The sequence below is a fragment of the Streptomyces mutabilis genome, assembly GCF_014649815.1.
Taxonomy (GTDB): Bacteria; Actinomycetota; Actinomycetes; order Streptomycetales; family Streptomycetaceae; genus Streptomyces; species Streptomyces mutabilis.
The window spans coordinates 1-514 of sequence record NZ_BMTT01000328.1; the positions used below are offsets into that span (position 1 = coordinate 1).

1 protein-coding gene is annotated in these 514 nt (G+C 27.4%); it reads right to left on the bottom strand.

All coding sequences use genetic code 11. The annotated features are described in order from the left end of the window. Positions 1-104: 104 nt before the first annotated feature. The coding region (locus tag IE142_RS40525) for a glycosyltransferase (protein ID WP_191889543.1) at positions 105-514 on the bottom strand (410 nt) is incomplete at its 5' end.

Here is a 514-nt window from a genome sequence, read left to right on the forward strand (position 1 = left end):
ATTGAATTAATAAAAATTCTTTTATTTAATACAAAAAAATACTATGAAACCATTTAATGATAAATGACTTCATAGCAAAATTTGACGACTTATATTTTTATGCTTTAGTTAAAATGTTGAAGTAAATTTTTCCACAGTAACATGATTTGTGTTCGAGAATACTTTTGTGCAGTTTCGATACAATGGTGAGAAAAAGACTGTTGAAGTTGAGGGTTGTTGAGCAATAATTTTACTTTTTCAAATAGCATGTGTTGATTATTCTTTTCTACTAAATATCCATTCTTACCATCCTGTATCAATTCACCTGGACCATATTGAATATCATAACTGATAGAAGGTACACCATGTGACTCACATTCTAATAATGCTAAGGAAAAGCCTTCCATATTACTTGTTATTAAATTTAGATATGCATCTTGATATTCATCAGTTAAATCTTTTAAAAAACCTCTTAATATTACGTGCTTTTCCAATCCTAATTCTTGAATTCGTTCTTTTAAATGTTGTTCTTCTT